Genomic DNA, 918 nt, shown 5'->3' with positions numbered 1-918 from the left:
TCCGTGACAGGTGTGCCGAGCGCGGTGTAGCCGTTCAGGACGGCGATGCGGACCTGGAGTTCCGCGACCTGGCGGTCGAAGTCCCGTGCCATGAGCCGCTGGCCCAGCAACTTGATACAATGCATCTTTGTCTCGACGCGGCTTCGGCGGTGGTATCCACTCCATCGTCGCCAGAGCGCGCGGCCCAGGTATTTCGCCGCGCGCAGGGCCTCGTTTCGCGCCACGGCTCCAGCGGTGATCGTCTTCCAGGGCTTCGCGTTCTTGCGGGGCGGGATGACGGCATGGGCACCGCGATCTGCAATCGCATCGTGGCATTTGCGCGTGTCGTAGGCGCCATCAGCCGTAACGCTACCGATTTCCTGGTCCTGCGGGATTTGGTCGAGAAGGTCGGATAGGATCGGCGCATCACCGATGTGGCTCCCGGTGACTTCGACGGCCCGGATCTCCAACGTTTCCTCATCGATCCCAAGGTGGATCTTGCGCCAGACGCGCCGTTTCGGGCCGCCATGCTTGCGGGCGTGCCACTCGCCTTCACCTTCGACCTTGATCCCGGTGCTGTCGATCAGCAGGTGCAACGGCCCCTTGGAGCCGCGGTAGGGGATGTTCACGGCCAAGGTCTTCTGGCGGCGAGATAGCGTGCTGAAGTCGGGCACCGTCCAGTCCAGGCCGACCAGCCGTAGCAGGCTCTCGACGAACCCGGTCGTCTGCCGGAGCGCCATGCCGAACAGCACTTTCATCGAGAGGCACGTCTGGATAGCGGCATCGCTGTAGGTCTGCTGTCGGCCACGCCTGCCTGTCGGCGCGGCATCCCAGCTCATCTCGGGGTCAAACCAGATCGTCAGCGAGCCCCGGCGCTTGAGCGCTTCATTGTAGGCTGGCCAGTTCCTGGTCTTGTAGGTCGGGGGTATGGGTCTGCTC

General features: G+C 64.4%; 1 protein-coding gene. It reads right to left on the bottom strand.

Annotated features, from left to right (window positions below):
* Positions 1-918, bottom strand: a 918-nt coding sequence (locus tag ACFO5X_RS26125) for an IS5 family transposase (RefSeq protein WP_380723268.1), incomplete at both ends; no start/stop codon positions are given.

Origin of the sequence: Seohaeicola nanhaiensis (assembly GCF_042654245.1) — a bacterium.
GTDB classification, from domain to species: domain Bacteria; phylum Pseudomonadota; class Alphaproteobacteria; order Rhodobacterales; family Rhodobacteraceae; genus Seohaeicola_A; species Seohaeicola_A nanhaiensis.
The sequence above is the reverse complement of the archived record's forward strand: the minus strand, read 5'-3'. Positions and strand labels throughout refer to the sequence as shown.